19 protein-coding genes are annotated in these 19576 nt (G+C 65.5%); 9 read left to right on the top strand and 10 right to left on the bottom strand.

What is annotated here, in order from left to right:
- Positions 1-140 precede the first annotated feature (140 nt).
- The 4 genes from ACQR1I_RS23220 to ACQR1I_RS23205 all read right to left on the bottom strand — a co-directional run bounded on the left by ACQR1I_RS23220 (position 141) and on the right by ACQR1I_RS23205 (position 4197).
- Positions 141-1313 (bottom strand): SMP-30/gluconolactonase/LRE family protein, encoded by a 1173-nt coding sequence (locus tag ACQR1I_RS23220; protein ID WP_434868290.1) that lies wholly within the window; start codon positions 1311-1313, stop codon positions 141-143.
- Between the two features lie 126 nt (positions 1314-1439).
- The gene (locus ACQR1I_RS23215; protein WP_172112034.1) at positions 1440-2354 is read right to left on the bottom strand and encodes an SDR family oxidoreductase; all 915 of its coding nucleotides are present in this window, start codon (positions 2352-2354) and stop codon (positions 1440-1442) included.
- A 285-nt stretch (positions 2355-2639) separates the two neighbouring features.
- Positions 2640-3779 carry a thiolase C-terminal domain-containing protein gene (locus ACQR1I_RS23210; RefSeq protein WP_434868291.1) on the bottom strand — a complete coding sequence of 380 codons (1140 nt, stop codon included), beginning with the start codon at positions 3777-3779 and terminating at the stop codon, positions 2640-2642.
- 4 nt (positions 3780-3783) lie between these two features.
- On the bottom strand, positions 3784-4197 hold the full coding sequence (locus tag ACQR1I_RS23205; protein ID WP_434868292.1) for a Zn-ribbon domain-containing OB-fold protein: 414 nt from the start codon (positions 4195-4197) through the stop codon (positions 3784-3786).
- Between the two features lie 190 nt (positions 4198-4387).
- Here ACQR1I_RS23205 and ACQR1I_RS23200 point away from each other — a divergent pair, with 190 nt between their 5' ends.
- Together ACQR1I_RS23200 and ACQR1I_RS23195 are read left to right on the top strand one after the other, a co-directional pair.
- Positions 4388-4711: an AtuA-related protein gene (locus ACQR1I_RS23200; protein ID WP_434868293.1), complete on the top strand. Its 324-nt coding sequence runs from the start codon at positions 4388-4390 to the stop codon at positions 4709-4711.
- A 9-nt stretch (positions 4712-4720) separates the two neighbouring features.
- Complete coding sequence (locus tag ACQR1I_RS23195; protein ID WP_434868294.1) at positions 4721-6073, top strand: amidase; 1353 nt, start codon at positions 4721-4723, stop codon at positions 6071-6073.
- Positions 6074-6088: 15 nt separating this feature from the next.
- On the opposite strand, the gene ACQR1I_RS23190 is transcribed toward ACQR1I_RS23195, so the two are convergent.
- The gene (locus ACQR1I_RS23190; RefSeq protein WP_434868295.1) at positions 6089-6778 is read right to left on the bottom strand and encodes a transglycosylase domain-containing protein; all 690 of its coding nucleotides are present in this window, start codon (positions 6776-6778) and stop codon (positions 6089-6091) included.
- A 303-nt stretch (positions 6779-7081) separates the two neighbouring features.
- Here ACQR1I_RS23190 and ACQR1I_RS23185 point away from each other — a divergent pair, with 303 nt between their 5' ends.
- The 3 genes from ACQR1I_RS23185 (at position 7082) to ACQR1I_RS23175 (ending at position 9788) form a co-directional block, all read left to right on the top strand.
- The gene (locus tag ACQR1I_RS23185) at positions 7082-7825 is read left to right on the top strand and encodes a 2OG-Fe(II) oxygenase (RefSeq protein ID WP_434868296.1); all 744 of its coding nucleotides are present in this window, start codon (positions 7082-7084) and stop codon (positions 7823-7825) included.
- A gap of 5 nt (positions 7826-7830) precedes the next feature.
- Complete coding sequence (gene alkB, locus ACQR1I_RS23180; protein ID WP_434868297.1) at positions 7831-8484, top strand: DNA oxidative demethylase AlkB; 654 nt, start codon at positions 7831-7833, stop codon at positions 8482-8484.
- 74 nt (positions 8485-8558) lie between these two features.
- Positions 8559-9788 (top strand): MFS transporter, encoded by a 1230-nt coding sequence (locus tag ACQR1I_RS23175; RefSeq protein WP_434868298.1) that lies wholly within the window; start codon positions 8559-8561, stop codon positions 9786-9788.
- 24 nt (positions 9789-9812) lie between these two features.
- Here ACQR1I_RS23175 and ACQR1I_RS23170 read toward each other — a convergent pair whose 3' ends face one another.
- From ACQR1I_RS23170 to hpaH, 5 genes are read right to left on the bottom strand one after another with little or no spacing between them, the layout of a single operon-like run.
- Entirely contained in the window at positions 9813-11438 is a 1626-nt protein-coding gene (locus tag ACQR1I_RS23170; RefSeq protein WP_434868299.1) for a thiamine pyrophosphate-dependent enzyme, read from the bottom strand.
- A gap of 17 nt (positions 11439-11455) precedes the next feature.
- Entirely contained in the window at positions 11456-12325 is an 870-nt protein-coding gene (locus tag ACQR1I_RS23165) for a fumarylacetoacetate hydrolase family protein (protein ID WP_434868300.1), read from the bottom strand.
- Positions 12326-12337: 12 nt separating this feature from the next.
- Positions 12338-13876 (bottom strand): 5-carboxymethyl-2-hydroxymuconate semialdehyde dehydrogenase, encoded by a 1539-nt coding sequence (gene hpaE / locus ACQR1I_RS23160; protein ID WP_434868301.1) that lies wholly within the window; start codon positions 13874-13876, stop codon positions 12338-12340.
- 15 nt (positions 13877-13891) lie between these two features.
- Positions 13892-14284 carry a 5-carboxymethyl-2-hydroxymuconate Delta-isomerase gene (locus ACQR1I_RS23155; RefSeq protein ID WP_434868302.1) on the bottom strand — a complete coding sequence of 131 codons (393 nt, stop codon included), beginning with the start codon at positions 14282-14284 and terminating at the stop codon, positions 13892-13894.
- Positions 14285-14305: 21 nt separating this feature from the next.
- Positions 14306-15112: a 2-oxo-hept-4-ene-1,7-dioate hydratase gene (gene hpaH / locus ACQR1I_RS23150; protein WP_434868303.1), complete on the bottom strand. Its 807-nt coding sequence runs from the start codon at positions 15110-15112 to the stop codon at positions 14306-14308.
- A 120-nt stretch (positions 15113-15232) separates the two neighbouring features.
- On the opposite strand from hpaH, the gene hpaR reads away from it, so the two are divergent.
- From hpaR to ACQR1I_RS23130, 4 genes are all read left to right on the top strand, one after another.
- Positions 15233-15748 carry a homoprotocatechuate degradation operon regulator HpaR gene (hpaR, locus tag ACQR1I_RS23145; protein ID WP_434868304.1) on the top strand — a complete coding sequence of 172 codons (516 nt, stop codon included), beginning with the start codon at positions 15233-15235 and terminating at the stop codon, positions 15746-15748.
- A gap of 168 nt (positions 15749-15916) precedes the next feature.
- Positions 15917-17002, top strand: coding sequence for a malate/lactate/ureidoglycolate dehydrogenase (locus ACQR1I_RS23140; RefSeq protein ID WP_434868305.1), 1086 nt, complete (start codon positions 15917-15919; stop codon positions 17000-17002).
- A 133-nt stretch (positions 17003-17135) separates the two neighbouring features.
- On the top strand, positions 17136-17915 hold the full coding sequence (locus tag ACQR1I_RS23135; RefSeq protein ID WP_434868306.1) for an HpcH/HpaI aldolase family protein: 780 nt from the start codon (positions 17136-17138) through the stop codon (positions 17913-17915).
- Positions 17916-18028: 113 nt separating this feature from the next.
- Positions 18029-19552: a UxaA family hydrolase gene (locus tag ACQR1I_RS23130; RefSeq protein WP_434868307.1), complete on the top strand. Its 1524-nt coding sequence runs from the start codon at positions 18029-18031 to the stop codon at positions 19550-19552.
- The last annotated feature ends 24 nt before the right edge of the window (positions 19553-19576 follow it).

The following is a 19576-nucleotide window of genomic DNA, read 5'->3' as shown; positions in this document are numbered from 1 at the left end:
CCCGATGTTGTCTTGCGACTGTTCCAACACGCTCGAGTTCCGGGAGCGATCGTCAGCGCTCCGCCATGGCGCAGCATCTGGCCATAAGGACCAAGGGAGCAGCGAGTAGAAGGTCTACTCGCTGCTTCCTCCTGGATCTCCTACGGCTTCAGTGCGCCCTGGGCACTGGTGTAGACCGCATACAGTGAGGTCGAGCCGCAGATGTAGAGCCGGTTGCGCTGCTGGCCGCCGAAGCACAGATTGGCGACGGTTTCCGGGATGTGGATCTTGCCCAGCAACGTGCCATCGGGTGCGTAGCAGCGCACGCCATCCTCGTTCGGATCACCCCAGCCGACTGAGCACCAGACGCGCCCGTCGCGATCGCAGCGCACGCCGTCGGAGATGCTCGGCTTGGGGATTTCGGCGAACACCTTGCTGTTCGACAGCTTGCCGGCGGCATGGTCGACGTCGAACACGCGAATATGGGCGGGATTGTCGGGCCCATCGGTGAAGCCGGTGTCGATGACGTAGAGCTTCTTCTCGTCGGGGGAGAAGGCCAGCCCGTTCGGTTCGACGAAGTCGTCGACGACGACTTTCACCTCGCCCGATTTCGGATCGACCCGGTAGACATTGTGCTTGTCCTGCTCGGGCTCCGCCTTGAGGCCCTCATAGAAGCCGCCGATGCCGTAGGCCGGATCGGTGAACCAGATCGCCCCGTCAGTTGCGACCACCGCGTCGTTGGGCGAATTCAGGCGCTTGCCGTTGTAGCGGTCGGCGATGATCGTGATCGAGCCGTCGTGCTCGGTGCGCGTGACGCGCCGGCCGCTGTGCTCGCAGGTGATCAGCCGTCCCTCGCGATCGATGGTGTTGCCGTTCGAATTCATCGACGGCTGGCGGTAGACGCTGAGATGCCCGTCGTCCTCGGAGAACCGCATGATGCGATTGTTCGGGATGTCGCTGAACAGCACGTAGCGTCCTGCAGGAAAATAGACCGGACCTTCGGCCCAGCGCATTCCGGTCGCGACACGCTCGACGGCCATCGTGCCGGCGAAGGCAGGAAACTCTGCCGGCCCGAATGACAGCTTGGGTTTCTTCGCGGACTCCAAATGAGAGTCCGGATAGCGGCTGCCCGGCAAGGGACCGAGCGGCAGCGGATCCGTCGAGATCGTCGGCGCACCCGTCTGGCCGGGGGGCGTGACCGTTGCAGCCGAGGCGGATGTGGCGGTCGCTGCGGCGGCAGCAAAGGCCGCGGCTCCTTTCAGCAGCCTGCGCCGGTCGAAGCCGTTGGCTCCGGCCGGCTGGTCCTGCGCGATGTCGTGTCGTGAATTCGTCATTGGAGTCCTCCCGTTTTTTTGTTGGGAGGCAACCATACGACAAAATCGTGGCTTTCAGCGGGTCGTCCGAATAAAAAACAACCTAAGATAGTTTGCGCTGCACGCGGCTTTTTGCGCGCCGCAATCTCAGATCGGATCCCAGCCGAACACGTCGGCGGATCGGTCGAGCTTGTAGAACGACGGCTTCAGCGCCGGCATGCCGTGCTCGGCGATGGTCTGCGGCGTCCAGCCTTCGCCGCGGTGCACCGAGCGCAGCGGACGCGACTGGCCCATCAGGAAGATCTCGTTCATGCGCACCGCAAAGATCTGTCCGGTGACGTCCTTCGAGGCATCGCCCAGCAGATAGGCGACGACCGGCGCAATCTTCTCCGGTCCCATCCGCTTCATGCGCTCGACGCGTTCCTTCTCGGCTTCGGTCTCGGCCGGGATGGTTCCGATCATGCGGCTCCACGCGAATGGCGACACGCAGTTGGAGCGGACGTTGAAACGGCCCATGTCGAGCGCGATCGACTTGGAGAGGCCGACGATGCCGAGCTTGGCTGCGGCGTAGTTGGCCTGGCCATAATTGCCGATCAGGCCCGAAGTCGAGGTGAAGTGGACGAAGGAGCCGCTCTCCTGTTCGCGGAACAGCCGCGCGGCTGAGTGCGACACATAGAACGAGCCCATCAGATGTACCTTGATGACGGCCTCGAACGCCTCGATGCTCATCTTGTGGAAGATCATGTCGCGCAGGATGCCGGCATTGTTGACGACGCCGTCGAGCCTGCCGAAGTGATCGGTCGCGGCCTTCACGATCTTGGAGGCGGGGATCGCCTCCGACACGCTCTCGAAATTCGCGACCGCCGTGCCGCCGGCCTTCCTGATCTCCTCGACAACCTCTTCCGCAGGCGCCGCGCTGGTGCCGGAGCCATCTGACGCGACGCCGGGATCATTGACGACGACCTTGGCGCCTTCGGCGGCGCACAGCAACGCGATCTCGCGGCCAATGCCGCGGCCGGCGCCGGTGACGATGACGACTTTGTCCTGGAGCGATTTGGTCATGATGGGTTCCTTGGCTTGATTATGTGGATGTGGTCCGCCCGTTCGCCGCTGGCAACCGCGTATCAGGATCTGAGTGTTTCGCGACGCTGCCTCAACGCTGTCATGCCCGGGCTTGTCCCGGGCATCCATGTCCGTCCCAGGATGCCGAACGACGTGGATGGCCGGGACAGGCCCGGCCATGACGGCGTGGAGAAGGCTCGCCTCAAAGTTGGAGGCAACATATGCGGTCGCCGTGCAGTAGGACGGGGAGAGCGGGTAGAGTGACTCCGGTTATGACGAGCTTCGTTACCTCTCGTTGGTGAAGATGATGGTGCCCGACGCGGCGAACATGCCGCCGACGCCGTGGCACACGGATATTTTTGCGCCCGGCACCTGCGCCGGCGCGATGCCGCGCATCTGCCGCACGCTCTCTTGCAGCGCATACATGCCGTACATGCCCGAATGCATGTAGGACAGGCCGCCGCCATTGGTATTGAGTGGCAGCTTGCCGCCCGGCCGCGTATGACCGGCGGCGATGAACGGCCCGGTCTCCTCATGCGGCATGAAGCCGAGATCGCCGAGCCCGAACAGCGGCAGATGCGCGAACGCGTCGTAGATCATCAGGTGATCGACGTCAGCGTGGCTGATGCCGGCCTCCTTGAAGGCGAGGGGCCCTGCGACCTTGAAGGCGCGCGACGAGGTGAACGTCTCCATCTGGCTGACCATCGGCGTCTCCACGCTCTCGCCGGTGCCGAGAATGTACACCGGCTTCTGCGGGAAATCCTTGGCGCGATGGGCCGAGGTCAGGATCAGCGCGCCGCCGCCATCGGTGACGAGGCAGCATTGCAAGAGGCGGAACGGATAGGCGATCATGCGCGAGTTCAGGACATCCTCGACCGTGATCGGGTCCTTCATCATGGCGCGCGGATTTTTCGCCGCCCATTCGCGCTGCACGACGGCAACCATGGCAAGCTGCTCATGGGTGATGCCGTAGGTCTTCATGTAGCGCAGCACGGGGATCGGAAACATGCTGGGCGGACCGTAGACGCCGAACGGCGCCTCGAACTGGCCCTGCAGGCTGTCAGCCGGAATCGAGCGCGGCTGCTTACCGATCATTGACTTGCCGCTTTCGGCATGGGTGATCAGCACGGTCTTGCAAAGGCCGGCCTCGATCGCCGCGGCGGCGTGGCGGACGTGCAGCATGAACGAGCAGCCGCCGACCGAGGTGCCGTCGACCCAGGTCGGTGTAATGCCGAGATAATGGCACATCTGCTGCGGCGTCTCGACTGCGGTGGCGAAGCCGTCGATGTCGGACAGTTTCAGCCCGGCGTCGGCGATGGCATTGAGCGCCGCATCGGCATGCAGCTGGATCTGCGACATCGTCGGGATGACACCGAGCTCGGTGGTCTCGGCCGCGCCGACCACGGCAACCTGGTTTCGACGCATGGCGTTATCCTTTCGCCGGCCGGAACAAGGGCAGGGTGATCTGTGCGTCGAGCGGCTCGAAGGTGACTTCGAGCGGCATGTCGAGCTCCAGCGCCTCGGGGGTCTGCGGGCAACCGGTGATGTTGCTCATCATCCGCGGGCCTTCCTCGAGCGCGACGACGGCAATCGCGTAGGGCGGCGTGAAGCCGGGCGCGGCCGGGCGATGGTTGATCACGTAGCTGTAAAGCGTGCCTTTTCCCGAAGCCTTGAACACGCTGACGTTGCGGCTGGCGCAGGACGGGCAGAACGGGCGCGGCGGGAAATACACGTGCGCGCAGGCGTCGCAGCGCTGCAGCCGCAATTCGCCGGCTTTGGTGCCGTCCCAGAAATGCTGCGTCTCCGGCGTCGGCTTCGGGCGTGCGCGCATCGGCTCGGCCATCCCTGTGATCCTTCCCTCGGGCAGGCTCCGTCGCCCGCTGCTTTGCAACGGTGATGCGCCATTTGGCGCAAAGGCGTCAACGGTCCATCGCGCCGCGCATGCGGCTCTCCGGACGACGCAGAGGTGCTCGGGGGGCAATTGCCGCCCGATGAAAATTGGTCTTTGATACAGTCACATGATCGGAGACGAGATGAAACTGCGCGACATCGCCCATTCCAGGACCGGCGACAAAGGGGACACCTCGAACATCTCGGTCATCGCCTATGATCCGAAGCACTATCCTCTGCTGCTGGAGCAGGTGACCGCGGAGCGGGTCAAGGCGCACTTCGCCGGCATTGTCCACGGCGACGTGGTCCGCTATGAGCTGCCCAACATTGCAGCGCTGAACTTCGTGATGGGCCGGGCGCTCGGCGGCGGCGTCACGCGCTCGCTGGCGCTGGATGCGCACGGCAAGTCGCTGAGTTCCGCGCTGCTCGATCTGGATATTTCGGCTGAGGCCGCCGACCACGCCTGACAGGATGCCATGACCCTTTCAAATCCGACTCTGGCCGCGCTGGCCGATGATCTCGCCGCCGGACGCACGACCTCCCGCAAGCTGGTCGAGGACTGTCTCGCCCGCATCGCCGATCCCTCAGGCGAAGGCCAGCGCGCCTTCATCCACGTCGACAAGGAGGCCGCGCTGGCGGCTGCCGACGGCATGGACGCGCTGCGCAAGGCCAATGCGGTGCCGTCGCCCTTCGCCGGCATTCCGGTCTCGATCAAGGATCTGTTCGACATCAAGGGGCAGGTGACCCGCGCCGGCTCGCGTGCGCTGGAGGATTCGGCGCCGGCGGACGCGGATGCGCCTGTTGTGGCACGGCTGCGCCGGGCGGGGTTCGTCGTCATCGGCCGCACCAACATGACCGAGTTCGCCTATTCCGGCATCGGCATCAATCCGCATTACGGCACGCCGAAGAGCGCGTGGAAGCGCGACGTCGGACATGTGCCCGGCGGCTCGTCGTCGGGCGCCGCGGTGTCCGTCGTCGATCGCATGGCCTATGGTGCGCTCGGCACCGACACCGGCGGCTCCTGCCGCATCCCCGCGGCGTTCAACGGCATCACGGGCTACAAGCCGACGCAGGCGCGCGTGCCGCTCGACGGCGGCGTGCCGCTGTCGTCGACGCTCGACAGTTTTGGCCCGCTCGCCAACACGGTGGCGTGCTGCGCGGTGCTGGATTCCGTGCTCGCTGATGAGCCGATCCGGCCGCTGGCAGCGCGCCCGGTGAAGGGCCTGCGGCTCGCGGTGCCGACGACGATCGTGCTCGACGAGCTCGATGCCGAGGTCGCCGCAACGTTTGAGCGTGCGCTGGAGACGTTGGCGAAGCAGGGCGCGCTGATCGAGCGCATCGAATTTCCGGAATTTCTCGACGTCGGCGTCATCGGCATGAAAGGCGGTTTCGCCGCCGCCGAGAGCTACGCCTGGCACCGCTTCCTGCTGACGGCCAAGGGCGACGTCTACGATCCGCGCGTCTCCGTCCGCATCCTGCGCGGCGAGGCGATCACGGTGCCCGACTACATCGAGATGCTCAATGCCCGCCGCTCGCTGGTGACGCGCGCCGCCGCGCGGATCGCGCCCTACGACGCGCTGGTGATGCCGACCACGGCGAACACGCCGCCTGTCATTGCCGATCTCGCCGATGACGCAGCCTTCGCGCGCGAAAACATCCGGGCGCTGCGCAACTGCACCTTCATCAACATGATCGACGGCTGCGCGATCTCGCTGCCGGCGCACCGCCACGGCGAAGTCCCGGTCGGCCTGATGCTGGCGCAGTCCGGCGGCCACGACCGCAAGCTGCTGGAGATCGCGGCGGGCGTCGAGGGCGTCGTGCGGGGGTGAGGTGCGGCCGGGCGGTCAGGGATTGCGGGGCTGGCCGGCGAGGGCGGGCACGGGCGTGGCCTTGGCGGCGGTCGCCTGGGCCTCGTCGATGAGACCGGCGGACAGCATCTTGTCGATGATGCGATTGCGCCACTCGCTGTCGCGCTCAGAGGGCCTCGGCAATTGGAAACGCGCGATCAGCAGGGCGATTTCGTTGACGTCGAGGCTTGCGAGGGATTTGCCGAAATAGGCATTGGCCGCGTCTGCAATGCCGTAGCTTTTGCGGCCGAGATAGGCGTTGTTCAGATAAGCCTCCAGGATGCGATCGCGCGTGAACATGCGCTCGATACGGCCCATGAACACCTCAGTGCCGAACTGCCATTCGAGCTGCGGCCCGCAGCAGTTCGGAACCAGTGTAAGGAGACAACCGCGGCTGACCGCGAGGATGATGCTCGAATCGCCCGGCCTGCGACCGGCCACAATGTTGGATGCGAGCCGCGCCAGCGGGCCGGTCGACGTTCTCTCGTAGAAATCGCGATCTTCGGACGCCACGACGGCCTTGCGGACCAAGGGCGGAATCTCGGAGAGCGGTACGTAGGAACTTCCCCGGTTCGCCGCACAGAGCGGGCCCGTGGTCGGGAGAGCCGCAAGCTGGCTCTCGGTGGGCAGGCCGAGGCCGTATTCGAAGTACCAGATCACATAACCTTCGGCGTAGAGCAGCAGCATGACGGCGAGCGAGAGCACGGCCAGGATCGACTTGCCGAGGAGAATGAAGACGCGTCTGGTGCTGGGACGTTGCATCGTCAGAACATTGGTTCCTTGGGATGCGTCCTGGTTCATCGGGTCTTTTCTGCTTTATGACGCCAATACATTCAGGAAACGGGTGGCTGCTGCGCCCATTCTGTCGCACCATCGTCATTCCGGGATGCGCCGTCAGGCGCAGGCCCGGAATCCATCACCACCATCGTGAGTATGGATTCCGGGCTCGCCGCTGCGCGCCGCCCCGGAATGACAGCTGGGATGAATTGCATGGCCAGACTCAAGCGCGCAGTGTCCGAAATCGACTTTTCCGCCGGAACGGGGATCGACGCGACCGACTGGGCGATGGTTGAACGCGACCTCGACTCCAGCGGCTGCGCCGTGTTGTCGCAGCTTGTCGCGCCGGATGCCTGCGGCGCGCTGGCGTCGCTCTATCCGGATGACAGCCACTTCCGCAGCCGCGTGACCATGGCGCGGCACGGGTTTGGGCGCGGCGAATACAAGTATTTCAGCTATCCGCTGCCGGAGCCGATTGCGCAGCTGCGGCCGCAATTGTATGCGCGCCTCGTTCCGGTCGCCAATCGCTGGAATGCGACCATGGGCATCGACGTGCAATATCCCGGCGATCACGCCGCATTCCTCGCCCGCTGCCACGACGCCGGCCAGGTCAGGCCGACGCCGCTGCTGCTGCAATATGTCGAGGGCGACTACAATTGTCTGCACCAGGATCTCTATGGCGAGCACGTGTTTCCGCTGCAGGTCGCGATCCTCTTGTCTGAGCCGGGACGCGATTTCGACGGCGGCGAGTTCGTGCTGACCGAGCAGCGGCCGCGGATGCAGTCGCGCGCCGAGGTGGTGCCGCTGCGGCAGGGCGATGCCGTGGTGTTCGCGGTCCACCATCGTCCGGTGCAGGGCACCCGCGGCAGCTACCGCGTCACCATGCGCCATGGCGTCAGCCGGCTGCGCTCCGGGCGGCGGCATACGCTCGGTGTGATCTTCCACGATGCGAAGTAGGGCGCATGACGGCTGATCTGTTCGATAGTCTCGAGACGACCGGACCTGCGCGTGAGTCGCTCGCGCCTGGCGCCGTGCTGCTGCGCGGCTTCGCGCGGCCGCACGAGGCGGAGCTGTTGGCCGCGATCGAGGCGATCATCGCGCAGGCGCCGTTCCGCCGCATGTTCACGCCGGGCGGCCATCAGATGTCGGTGGCGATGACCAATTGCGGTGCGGTCGGCTGGGTGACGGACCGCAGCGGCTATCGCTATGATCCGATCGATCCCGAGAGCGGGAAGCCATGGCCGGCGATGCCGTGCCTGTTCCGTCAACTCGCCGAACAGGCCGCAAGCGCGGCCGGTTTTGCCGGCTTCGCGCCTGACGCCTGCCTGATCAACTGCTACGAGCCGGGCGCAAAAATGTCGCTGCATCAGGATCGCGACGAGCGCGACTTGGGCGAGCCGATCGTCTCGGCGTCGCTCGGCCTGCCCGCGACTTTCCTGTTCGGCGGCCTGAAGCGCACCGACAAGACGCAACGCCATCGGCTCGTCCATGGCGACGTCGTCGTGTGGGGCGGCCCGGCGCGTCTCGCCTTCCACGGTGTCGCGCCGTTGGCCGACGGCGAGCACGCGCGGCTCGGTCGCCGGCGCATCAACCTGACGTTCCGCCGCGCGCGCTAGCCCTGGCCGCTGTGTGACCTTCCGCATTTTGCAATGGCGATCCCGCGCTCTATGCTGCGCCCGGGAGAGGGGCCATGACGACTGTCGAACTCACTGAGGAGCGCGCCCCGGCGGCGACGCGGCTCGGACTATACCTTGCGTTGCTGCAGTTGGTGTTCAGCCTACTGTGGACGACCTACGTGATCTATCTGCCGAAGCTCGCCGCTCAAGCCGGCATCGCGCCATCGGCGGTGATCCTGATCCTGATGTTGGATCAGGCGATCTTCACGCTGTCCGATACGGCGATGGGACTGGCCGCCGACCGCATCGGGCGCGTGGCGGCGCGATTCGGTGTCTTCATCGCGCTCGTGACCGCGGTATCCTGCTGCGCGTTCGTGGCGCTGCCATTCGTCGCGGCATCGGCCGGGCCGGCCGTGTTCGTCGGGCTGATCGTGGTGTGGGCGCTGACGTCCTCGGTGCTGCGCGCGCCGCCTCTCACGCTGCTCGGGCGCCACGCGGCGCGGCCGACCGTCCCGTTCCTGATGGCCCTGGTGATGCTCGGCTACGGCGTCGCCGGCGCGGTGTCGCCGTATCTCGGCGTGGTCTTGCGCGACTACGATCCGCGGCTGCCGTTCATCATCTCCTCGGCCGTGCTGCTGCTGACCGCGCTGGGACTCTCGCGCGCCGGGCAAGGCGGCACTGCGCCGGCCGCACCGGTGGCGGCGAAGCCGGAGCCCAAACCCATGTCCTTGCGCGGCTGGCCGCTGCTGTTCATCGGTGCGATGGTGATCCTCGCGCTCGGCTATCAGCTGCATTTCAGCATCAACAGCTCGGCTTTCTACCTCCGTTTCGCCAAGCAGGAAGATCTGCAATGGCTGATGCCGGTGTTCTGGATCGGCTTCAATCTCGTGCTGTTTCCGGCGAGCGTGGTGGTCAAGCACCGCGGCGGCCTGATCGTCATGGGCGTCGCGGGATTGCTCGGTGCGCTCGCGATCGTGATGGCCGAGCTGGCGGGCGCGCTCACGGTGCTGATCGTGGCGCAGTTCATCGCCGGTGCGGCCTGGGGCTGCATGATGATGAGCGCGATGTCGGCGGCGCTGGCGATCGGCACGACCGGCGCCGAGGGCAAGGTGACCGGGCTGGTGTTCTCGGCGCTGGCGCTGGCCACCTTTGCGCGCATCGCCGCCGTTGCCGGCGGCCTGCAGAAGCTGCCCGACTACGCGCCGCTGGTGCAATGGGCGCCGGTCGCCTGCTGGTTCGTGGCCGGCGCAGGTCTCCTGGTGATGGCTGCGGCGGCGCTGCAAGGACGGCAGGCGTCTGCCTGACGTCCCTCTGTCGACGCGATCGGCCTACGGCTTGGCCGGATGGATGAAGGCCCAGGGCGACACCTCGCTGTCGCGCGGCACCTCGATGTCGATCAGATACGGCCCGCCATGGGCGAGCGCCTTCTCCAGCGCCGCCTTGAACTGATCCGGCGCGGTGACGCGGCTCGCTGCCACGCCGAAGGATTCGGCCAGCTTGACGAAATCCGGATTGACGAGATCCGAGGCGACGACGCGGCCGTCGAAGCGCTCGCGCTGGTCGCGCCGGACGTTGCCATACGAATTGTTGTTGAACACCATGGTGACGACACCAATGTTGTACTGCACGGCCGTCGCCAGCTCCTGCACGGCGAACATGAAGCCGCCATCGCCGGTGATCGCGACCACGGGCTTGTCGGGATGTGCGACCTTGGCGCCGAGCGCGGTCGGGAAGCCGGCGCCGAGCGTGCCCTGATAGCCCGAGGTGATGAAGGTGCGCGGCTCGTAGACCGGGAAACCGTACCAGGAGGCGAAGCCGACCTGCGACAGTTCATCGGTGACGATGGCCTCTGGCGGCAGCACCTCGCGCAGCACGTTCAGATAGGCCATCTGCGGCTGCACCTTCTGGATCTCCTGCAAGGTCGCCGCGGTGGCCTCGCGGATCGCGGCCCGGCGTCCGGAGGTCTTGCGATAGCCCGCCTTGCTGACGGCCGCCGCCAAGGCCGCGGTGCCGGCTTTGGCATCGGCGACGATCCCGGCATCGACGATCAGGCGCCGCATCTCGACCGGGTCGATGTCGATGCGGATCGACTTCAGCCCCTCCGGCTTGAACGGCCAGCGGAACGTCGCCGGCAACTCCATGCGGGTGCCGATGCCGATCATCAGGTCCGTCGTCGGCCACAGCTTGTAGGCCGCCGCCATGGTCAGCCCGAGCTCGTGCGCATTGGAGACGATGCCGCGTCCGGAGCGGAAGGCGACGACCGGCGCGTCGAGCATCTCGGCCAGCTCGAGGATTTCCTCGCGCGCATCGATCGCGCCTGAGCCGACGAAGATCATCGGCGTCTTGGCGCCGGCGATCAGTGCAGCCGCCTTGGCGACGCGGTCGGGATCAGGCTGTGGCGGCGTGAACTGAGCCAGCGGCGTCGCGGCCGCCGTGGCCGCCTTCTGCGTGAATACGTCCCACGGCATTTCCAGCGCGGCAGGTCCGCGCCGCCCCGATAGCATCTCTTGGAAGGCGCGGGATACGAGCGTCGGCGCGCTGTCGGGATATTCGATGCGCTCGGCCCATTTGACGAAGCTGCGCAAGGTGGCGAGCTGATCCGGCATCTCGTGCAGATGGCCGCGGCCGCGGCCGAGATAGTCGGTCGGCACCTGGCCCGTGAGGCACAGCACCGGCTCGTTGCAGCCGAAGGCGGTCAGCAGCGCAGCACCCGCATTGAGCACGCCGGGGCCGGGCACGACACTGAACACGCCGGGCTTGCCGCTGGCGCGGGCATAGCCGAACGCCATGTAGCCGCAGGCCTGCTCGTGGCGGGCGCCGACGACCTTGAGCTGCGCCTGGTGGAAGGCATCGAACAGGCCGTAGACCTGCGCGCCGGGTAGGCCGAACACGGTCTCGACGCCGTGGGCGACGAGCCCGCTGACGATGGCTTCGCCGCCGGTCATGGTGGTCATGCTGATCTTCCGTTCTACTAGGCTTCGTCGACGACGCCGTTGCGCAAGATGCCGACGCCTTCGGCCTCGATCTCGATGACGTCGCCGGGCTTGAGATAGCGCGGCGGATCGAACCGCGCACCGGCGCCGGTCGGCGTGCCCGTCACGATCACGTCACCGGGGACGAGCGTCGTGAACGTCGAGATGTAGTTGATGAGGTAGCGGAAGCCGAAGATCAGCCGCGACGTGCGGTCGTCCTGGCGCAGCTCGCCATTGACGCGCGTCGTCAGGCGGATGTCGGCGATCTGGCTCTCGTCGGTGTAGGGCACGATCCACGGCCCGAGGCTGCCGGTGGAATCGAAGTTCTTGCCTTGCGTGACGTTGAACTTGGCGTGCCGCACCCAGTCGCGGATGGTGCCTTCGTTGCACAGCGTCAGCGCCGCGACGTGATCCAGCGCGGTGGCTTCCGGAATGTGCCGGCCGGCCTTGCCGATGATCAGCACCAGCTCGCCTTCATAGTCGAGCTGCGGCGAGGCGTGCGGGCGGACCAGCGGCGTGTCGTGGCCGACGAAGGAGCGCGGCGTGCGCATGAACATCGACGGATATTTCGGCGCGTCCTGACCATCCTTGTACTCGGCATTGCGGTCGGGATAGTTGACGCCGATGCAGATGATCTTTTCCGGCGAGGGGATCGGCGGCTGCCAGGTGATCGTGTCCAGGGCGTGATCAGGCGACAGCGCCGCGCCGGCATCGATCAGCCGCGACAGCGCACCGGCTGCGATGACCTCGCGCAGAGTTGGATACTCCTTGGCGTAGCGCGCCGAGAGATCGACGAGACCCTTGTCGGTCACGAGCCCGTAGCGGACCGAGCCGTTGACAGAGTAGGTCGCGAGGCGAGGGGAGGTCATGGGCTGTTTCTCCTAGGCGCCGAGCCGCTGGATCTTGTGGGTGCCGCGCGCGAGCGAGACGTGCTTGGTCTCCATGTAGAAGTCGAACGAATAGTCGCCGCCGTCGCGGCCGATGCCCGACGCCTTCATGCCGCCGAACGGCGTCGGCAGGTGCCGCACGTTCTCCGAGTTCAACCAGATCATGCCGGCCTCCAGCGCGTCCGCGACGCGCAGCGCGCGGCCCATGTCGCCCGTCCAGACATAGCCGGTCAGGCCATATTGCACGTCGTTGGCGATCGCGACCGCGTCGGCCTCGTCGCGGAACGGGATTACCGTAAGGAACGGCCCGAACACCTCTTCCTGTGCGACGCGCATGGTCTGGGACGCGCCGGTGACCAGTGTTGGCTCCACATAATGGCCACCGCCAGGGCCATCGAACCGCTTGCCGCCAACGGCGACGATCGCGCCGTCCTGGCGTGCGATGTCGGCATAGGAGCAGACCTTGGCGAGATGCCGTTCGTGGATCAGCGGTCCGATCTCGGTCGCCGGATCCAGTGGATGGCCGACCTTCAGCGCGCGCACGCGCGCGGCGAGCTTGGCCGTGAACGTCTCGGCGATGCTCTGCTGCACCAGCAGCCGGCTGGATGACGTGCAGCGCTCGCCGTTGAGCGAGTAGATCATGAACACGACCGCATCGAGCGCACGGTCGAGATCGGCATCGTCGAACACGATCACCGGGTTCTTGCCGCCGAGCTCGAAATGCACGCGTTTCAACGTTGGCGCGCCCTGCGCCATGATCGCAGATCCCGTGGAGCTCTCGCCGACGAAGCCGATCGCCTTGATCGCGGGATGCTCGGTCAGCGCCTTGCCGGCGTCTTCGCCGAACCCATGCACGGTGTTGAGCACGCCGTCGGGAATGCCGGCGTCCTTGGCGAGCTTCGCCAGCCATAGCGCCGTGATCGGCGACCATTCCGCGGGCTTGTGCACGACCGTGCAGCCGGCCGCGAGCGCGGGGGCGATCTTCCAGGTCGACAACATGAACGGCGTGTTCCATGGCGTGATCACGCCGACCGGGCCAATCGGCACGCGGGTCGAGATGTTCCAGTGCTCGTCGCTCGGCGTGCTCTGGCCGTCGCGGGCCTCGGTGCATTTGTCGGCGAAGAAGCGGAAATTCTCGGCGGCGCGGATCGCAGCCTTCGCCATGAAACGATAGGCCTGGCCGGTGTCGATGCATTCGAGCACGGCGATGTCGTCGGCATGAGCCTCGATCGCGTCGGCGACACGATGCAAGAGCTTGCGCCGCATCGTCGGCGCCATGTCGCGCCATGACTTGAACGCGAGGGCCGCCGAGGTCGCGGCGCGATCGATATCCTCGGCATTCCCGCGGGCAACATTGGCGAGCACGGCGCCGTCGACCGGCGATCTGGTCTCGAACGTGGCGCCCGAGATCGCCTGCACCACCTTGCCGTCGATGAAATGGCCGATGCCCTCGTCCTTCAGCTTGGCGAGCAAGGGGGCGGCGCGGTCGAGATTGGCCTCGTAGACGTCGGTCTTGGGAGTGGCCTTATCCATGGGATGCCTCCGCTTTCAGGGCGTTGTGGCTTTCAGGGCGTCGTGGATGTTGTTGCGTTTCCAACTGGTCGCGGCGTCGTTGATCTGCATGTCGAACGACAGCGCGAATTTGCTGCCGGCGAACACCGGCTCAAGATAGGCGGAGAGCGCCTTGAACACGTGCTCGCCGGCCTTCTGGCGGGCCGGGAGATCGCGGCCTTCGCCGAGCCGCAGCAGCATCGCGAGAAAGCCGTAGTCGGTCTTGCCGTCGGCGATCGCATAGTGCTCGCAGCGGATGGCGCGGACGCGGATGCCGCCGATCGGAAAGATTCCGGTCTCGCTGGCGGCCTTGCGTACGACCTCGCAGAGCGCGGCCATGTCGACGCTGCTGTCGAGATTGGCCGAGTATTCGATGCTGAAATGCGGCATGTCGTTCGCTCCAATCCGTCGTCAGGCGAAGTAGCAGCTGACCGTCCCATAGGGACCGTAGTCGGCCTGAATGGTGTCGCCCGAACGGGCCTCGATCGGCCGGATGAAGGAGCCTGCGAGAACCACCTGGCCGGGCTCCAGGGCAAGCCCCTGCGCCGCGATCTTGTTGGCGAGCCAAGCGACCGCCACGGCGGGGTTGTTCAACACGCCGGCCGCCAGTCCCGTCTCCTCCAATTGGCCGTTCTTATAACAGAGAGCGCCGATCCAGCGCAGGTCGGCATCAACAGGCCGCAGCGGCCGGCCGCCGAGGACGATGCCGGCGTTGGCCGCATTGTCGGCAATCGTGTCGAAGATCTTGCGGGTGGCCTTGGTCTCGGGATCGACGCGCTCGATCCTGGTATCCAGGATCTCCAGCGCCGGCACGACGAAGTCGGTCGCGTTGAGCACGTCGAACAATGTGCAATCCGGTCCGGAGAGCCGGTGCTTCATCACGAACGCCAGCTCAGCCTCGATCCGTGTCGCGATGAAGCGGCCGGGCGGGACGATGCCGCCATCGTTGAAGAACATGTCGTCGAGCAGCACGCCCGAATCCGGCTCGTCGATGTTGAGCGCGCTCTGCATCGCCTTCGACGTCAGCCCGATCTTGTGGCCTTTGATGCTCCGCCCCGCGGCGACCTTGATGTCGATCCATGCCTTCTGGATCGCATAGGCGTCGGCTATCGTGATCTCCGGATAGTCCTGGGAGAGCTGCCGAATCTGACGGCGGGTCTTCTCGGCCTGATCCAGGCGCAGGGCACAGCTGTGAATCTGCTCGGTCGACAGGGGCATGGGCAAACCCTCGGGAAAAACCAGATGGCGGCCGATAATTAACATGTTAAGTTTTCGCGGGCAAACCGAAATGCGACTTGTTGCAGTGCAAATATTCGATGCCGGCCGGGGAGTGACGAAATGAGCGAGACCAGGGCCAGGAGCGCCAGATCGATCGCCAAGGATACGCGCAAGCTGCCGATGCGCGACTTTTCGCAGTCGCTGCCGATGGCGCTGTTGCGGGCGCGCGAGGCGGTCATGCGGCAGTTCCGCCCGAGTTTGCGCCAGCACGGATTGACCGAGCAGCAATGGCGTATCCTGCGCGCGCTCTCTGCGGTCGAAATGATCGAGGTGACGGAGCTGGCGCGGGTCGCGTTCCTGCTCGGTCCAAGCCTGTCCCGTATCCTGCGCGATCTCGAGGCGCGCGGCCTGATCCAGCGCGAGGTGGACGCGCGCGACATGCGCCGCGGCGTGTTGTCGATCTCCCCCCGCGGCCTGAGGCTGATCGCGCAGGTCGCGCCGAGCTCGGAGGCGATCTACGCATCCATCGCCACACGTTATGGTGCACGTAAGCTTGCCGCGCTGCACAAAATGTTAGGGGAGCTCGAGGACAGCATGGGTGACGATTTCGAGCCGGGCGAGGGCGGCGATGACTGACAACGTGCAAACTGTGCGCAAATTCAGCCCGGCGGCGGCGCTCGTGCTTGGCAGCGTCTTCAACAGTTTGATATGAAGCGATGCGTTGGAGCGGAGATGGCGTGCGTCGCAGGCATGGCAATCCATGCTAACTCTGTTTTCGCATGCTGATCGAACCCGCGAGTTGTCATGGTCACTATCAAGGTTGCGCGCCTCATCGATTTCGTTGCCGACGTCTTCGAGCATGCCCAGTCGTCTCCGGAAGAGGCGCGCCGGATTGCCACCTACCTGACGACCGCTAACCTGACCGGGCACGACAGCCACGGTGTGATCCGGGTGCCGGTCTACATCCGCTGGCAGAAGATGGGCTCGGTCGTACCCAACCAGACGGCGGAGATCGTCGTCGATACGCCGTCGCTCGTGGTGGTTGATGGCAAGTTCGGGTATGGACAGACCGTCACGCCGCAGGCTGTGAAGATCGGCATCGAGCGGTGCAAGGCCAGCGGTCTGGCCGCGCTGGCACTGCGCAATTCCGGTCATCTCGGGCGCGTGGGCGACTGGGCCGAGATGGCCGCCGCCGAGGGGCTCGTTTCGGTTCATTTCGTCAACGCCGCAGGCTCATTGCTGGTGGCGCCGTTTGGTGGTGTGGAAAAGCGGTTCTCCACGGCGCCTTATTGTGTCGGTATTCCGCGCCAGGGGCAGGATCCGATCGTGCTCGATTTCGCGACCTCGATCGTCGCCGAAGGCAAGGTGCTGGTAGCGAGCCGAGGCGGCAAGAAGCTGCCCAAGGGCGCTCTTGTCGACGCCGACGGCACGCTCAGCGAGGATCCCGCGGTGCTTTATGGGCCTTACGAGACAGAAGGACCGCGTGATCATACCAAGGGAACGGGAGCGATCCGCGCGTTCGGCGAGCACAAGGGCTCAGGTCTCGCCTTCATTTGCGAGCTGCTCGGCGGTGCTTTGACCGGCACCGGCGCGACATCAGCCAATCGCCGCTTCGCCAACGGCATGCTGGCGATCTACATCGACCCCAAGGTTGTCGACCCTGCCGATGTGTTCGATGGCGAGATCACCCGCTACACCGATTTCATCCGGGCGACGAAACCAGGGGCCGGCGTCGAGCAGGTGCTGGTGCCCGGCGACCCCGAACGCAAGATGCGGGCCGAGCGCACCGCCAACGGCGTTCCCTTGCCCGACGACACCTGGGCAGCCATCGTGAACACGGCACGTGAAGTCGGCGTGAGCGAAGCGAGCATCCAGCGGGCGACATCGTGATCACAGTGTGATGGCCGGCGGCGTGGAGCCTTCCGGACATCAGTCGAGAAGGATTGCATGGCGTCACGCCATCGGTCACAACGAACTCCAACAAGTCAGATCGATCTGAACAACCAGGGAAGGAAACGAAGTCGTGGCGAACAACAAGGTCAAGCAGCTCTGGGCCGAAGGCAAGACGGTGGTCAATGCCTGGCTCGCGATCCCCTCGGGCTTCTCCGCGGAGGTCGTCGCACAGTGCGGCTTCGACAGCGTCACCGTCGACATGCAGCACGGTGTGCAGGACTATCTGTCCATGGTGCAATGTTTCCAGGCGATGCACGGCCATCCGGTGACCCCGATGGTGCGCGTGCCGTGGAACGAGCCGGGGATCATCGGCAAGGTGCTCGATGGCGGCGCCTATGGCGTCATCTGCCCGATGGTCAACACGCCGCAGGAAGCGCGCAACCTCGTTTCCTACTCCAAATATCCGCCGAAGGGCGTCCGCTCGAACGGCCCGATCCGCTCTGGCATGTATGGCAGCGCGGGCGAGTACCAGAAGACGGCCAATGACGAGATCGTGCTGCTGCCGATGATGGAGACCAGGACGGCGGTCGAGAACATGGAAGCCATCCTCGACGTCGAGGGCATCGACGGCGTCTATATCGGCCCGTCCGATCTCGGCTTCTCCTATGGTCTGGTGCCGAAGCTCGACCGTGACGAGCCGGAGATCCTCAAGATCTACGAGAAGATCGTGAAGGAATGCGGCAAGCGCGGCCTCAATCCGGGCATCCATTGCAGTGGCGCCGAGGGCGCGGCTCGTGCCATCAACATGGGCTTCAAGCTGGTGACGCTGTCGAACGAGGTCGGCCTGATGCAGGTCTACCTCCGTCAGCAGGTTGCCCAGACCCGGAAGGATTCCGGCGGCAAGGCGTAAGAGAAAGTCGCGAATGGCGAATAGGGAGTAGCGAATAGGGTTCTGCTCTATTGGCTACTCCCATTCGCTGTTCGCCCAATTTCGACCGATTGATCCCAACGAAAGAGACTGCCATGGCTCCCGCTCCCGTCATCCGGCTTCATCCCGAGGACAGCGTGCTGATCGCGCGGGCGAGCCTGCCGCCCGGGCTCGCGGTCGCCGATGGCGTCACCACGGTCGACCGTATTCCCGCGGGGCATAAGGTCGCAGTGCGCCCGATCGCGCAGGGCGAGCCGATCCGTCGCTACGGTCAGATCATCGGCTTCGCCACCGTGCCGATCGCGCCGGGCCAGCATGTTCATACGCAGAACTGCGAGATGGGCGATTTCACCAAGGACTACGCCTATGGCGCCGACGTCAAGCCGACCCCCAATTTTGATCTCCCCGCAACTTTCGAGGGCATTCGCCGCCCCGACGGTCGCGTTGCGACCCGCAACTACATCGGTATTCTGACCTCGGTGAACTGCAGCGCTCATGTCGCGAGCGTGGTTGCCGACGTCTTCAAGAAGAATCCGTTTACCGGCGACAACCCGCTCGCCGACTATGCCAATGTCGACGGCGTCGTCGCGCTCACGCACAAGACCGGCTGCGGCATGACGATGGACGAGCCGCTCAAGCTGCTGCGGCGAACTCTCGGCGGCTACGCGCGGCACGCGAACTTCTCTGCGGTGATCGTCCTCGGACTCGGCTGCGAGGTCAATCAGATCGGCGGGCTGATGGAGGAGCAGAAGCTCGCCGGCCGGTTGCGTGCGTTGGACATCCAGGAGGCCGGCGGCAGCCGCAAGACGGTCGAAGCCGGAATTGCGTTCGTCAAGGAGGCGCTCGCCGACGCCAACAAGGTGAAGCGCGAGACGGTGCCGGCCAGCGAACTGACTGTGGCTCTGCAATGCGGCGGTTCCGACGGTTATTCCGGCATTTCGGCCAATCCGGCGCTCGGTGCCGCCAGCGATCTCCTGGTGCGGCATGGTGGCACGGTCATTCTGTCCGAAACGCCTGAGACCTATGGCGCCGAGCATCTGCTGACGCGGCGGGCGGTCAGTCGCGAGGTCGGCGAAAAGCTGGTCTCCCTGATGCGCTGGTGGGAGGAGTATACCGCGCGCGAGGGCGCGGAGATGAATGCCAATCCCAGCCCGGGCAACAAGGCCGGCGGCCTCACCACCATTCTCGAGAAGTCGCTGGGCGCGATGGCCAAGGCCGGCAGCACCAATCTGGTCGATGTGCTGCATTATGCCGAAGCGGTCACCAGGAAGGGCTTCGTGTTCATGGACACGCCTGGCTACGACCCGGTCGCGGCGACCGGGCAGGTGGCCGGCGGCGCTAATCTCGTCTGCTTCACCACGGGCCGTGGCAGCGTATTCGGCTGCAAGCCGGCGCCTTCCATCAAGCTCGCGACCAACACGCCCATGTACAAGCGGATGGAAGACGACATGGACGTCAACTGCGGCACCATCCTCGATGGCGAGGAGACGGTGCAGGAGTGCGGTCAGCGGATCTTCGAACTGATTCTGAAGACCGCCTCGGGGCAGCCGACCAAGAGCGAGAGCTTCGATTTCGGCGGGGCGGAGTTCGCGCCGTGGGTGATCGGGGCGACGATGTAGCTCGCCCAACTCGGCTGTTCGGCT

Source organism: Bradyrhizobium sp. HKCCYLS2038, assembly GCF_051167655.1.
GTDB lineage: Bacteria > Pseudomonadota > Alphaproteobacteria > Rhizobiales > Xanthobacteraceae > Bradyrhizobium.
The sequence above is the reverse complement of the archived record's forward strand: the minus strand, read 5'-3'. Positions and strand labels throughout refer to the sequence as shown.

Excerpts from the sequence above, each read along its gene's own strand:
- ACQR1I_RS23205 (WP_434868292.1), bottom strand. The coding sequence starts at position 4,197 with ATGGCCGAGCCGATGCGCGCACGCCCGAAGCCGACGCCGGAGACGCAG.
- ACQR1I_RS23170 (WP_434868299.1), bottom strand. The coding sequence starts at position 11,438 with ATGACCACCATGACCGGCGGCGAAGCCATCGTCAGCGGGCTCGTCGCC.
- ACQR1I_RS23155 (WP_434868302.1), bottom strand. The coding sequence starts at position 14,284 with ATGCCGCATTTCAGCATCGAATACTCGGCCAATCTCGACAGCAGCGTC.
- hpaH (WP_434868303.1), bottom strand. The coding sequence starts at position 15,112 with ATGCCCCTGTCGACCGAGCAGATTCACAGCTGTGCCCTGCGCCTGGAT.
- hpaE (WP_434868301.1), bottom strand. The coding sequence starts at position 13,876 with ATGGATAAGGCCACTCCCAAGACCGACGTCTACGAGGCCAATCTCGAC.
- ACQR1I_RS23130 (WP_434868307.1), top strand. The coding sequence starts at position 18,029 with ATGGCTCCCGCTCCCGTCATCCGGCTTCATCCCGAGGACAGCGTGCTG.
- ACQR1I_RS23200 (WP_434868293.1), top strand. The coding sequence starts at position 4,388 with ATGAAACTGCGCGACATCGCCCATTCCAGGACCGGCGACAAAGGGGAC.
- hpaR (WP_434868304.1), top strand. The coding sequence starts at position 15,233 with ATGAGCGAGACCAGGGCCAGGAGCGCCAGATCGATCGCCAAGGATACG.
- ACQR1I_RS23185 (WP_434868296.1), top strand. The coding sequence starts at position 7,082 with ATGGCCAGACTCAAGCGCGCAGTGTCCGAAATCGACTTTTCCGCCGGA.
- ACQR1I_RS23190 (WP_434868295.1), bottom strand. The coding sequence starts at position 6,778 with ATGCTGCTGCTCTACGCCGAAGGTTATGTGATCTGGTACTTCGAATAC.
- ACQR1I_RS23215 (WP_172112034.1), bottom strand. The coding sequence starts at position 2,354 with ATGACCAAATCGCTCCAGGACAAAGTCGTCATCGTCACCGGCGCCGGC.
- ACQR1I_RS23220 (WP_434868290.1), bottom strand. The coding sequence starts at position 1,313 with ATGACGAATTCACGACACGACATCGCGCAGGACCAGCCGGCCGGAGCC.
- ACQR1I_RS23195 (WP_434868294.1), top strand. The coding sequence starts at position 4,721 with ATGACCCTTTCAAATCCGACTCTGGCCGCGCTGGCCGATGATCTCGCC.
- ACQR1I_RS23140 (WP_434868305.1), top strand. The coding sequence starts at position 15,917 with ATGGTCACTATCAAGGTTGCGCGCCTCATCGATTTCGTTGCCGACGTC.
- alkB (WP_434868297.1), top strand. The coding sequence starts at position 7,831 with ATGACGGCTGATCTGTTCGATAGTCTCGAGACGACCGGACCTGCGCGT.
- ACQR1I_RS23165 (WP_434868300.1), bottom strand. The coding sequence starts at position 12,325 with ATGACCTCCCCTCGCCTCGCGACCTACTCTGTCAACGGCTCGGTCCGC.
- ACQR1I_RS23210 (WP_434868291.1), bottom strand. The coding sequence starts at position 3,779 with ATGCGTCGAAACCAGGTTGCCGTGGTCGGCGCGGCCGAGACCACCGAG.
- ACQR1I_RS23175 (WP_434868298.1), top strand. The coding sequence starts at position 8,559 with ATGACGACTGTCGAACTCACTGAGGAGCGCGCCCCGGCGGCGACGCGG.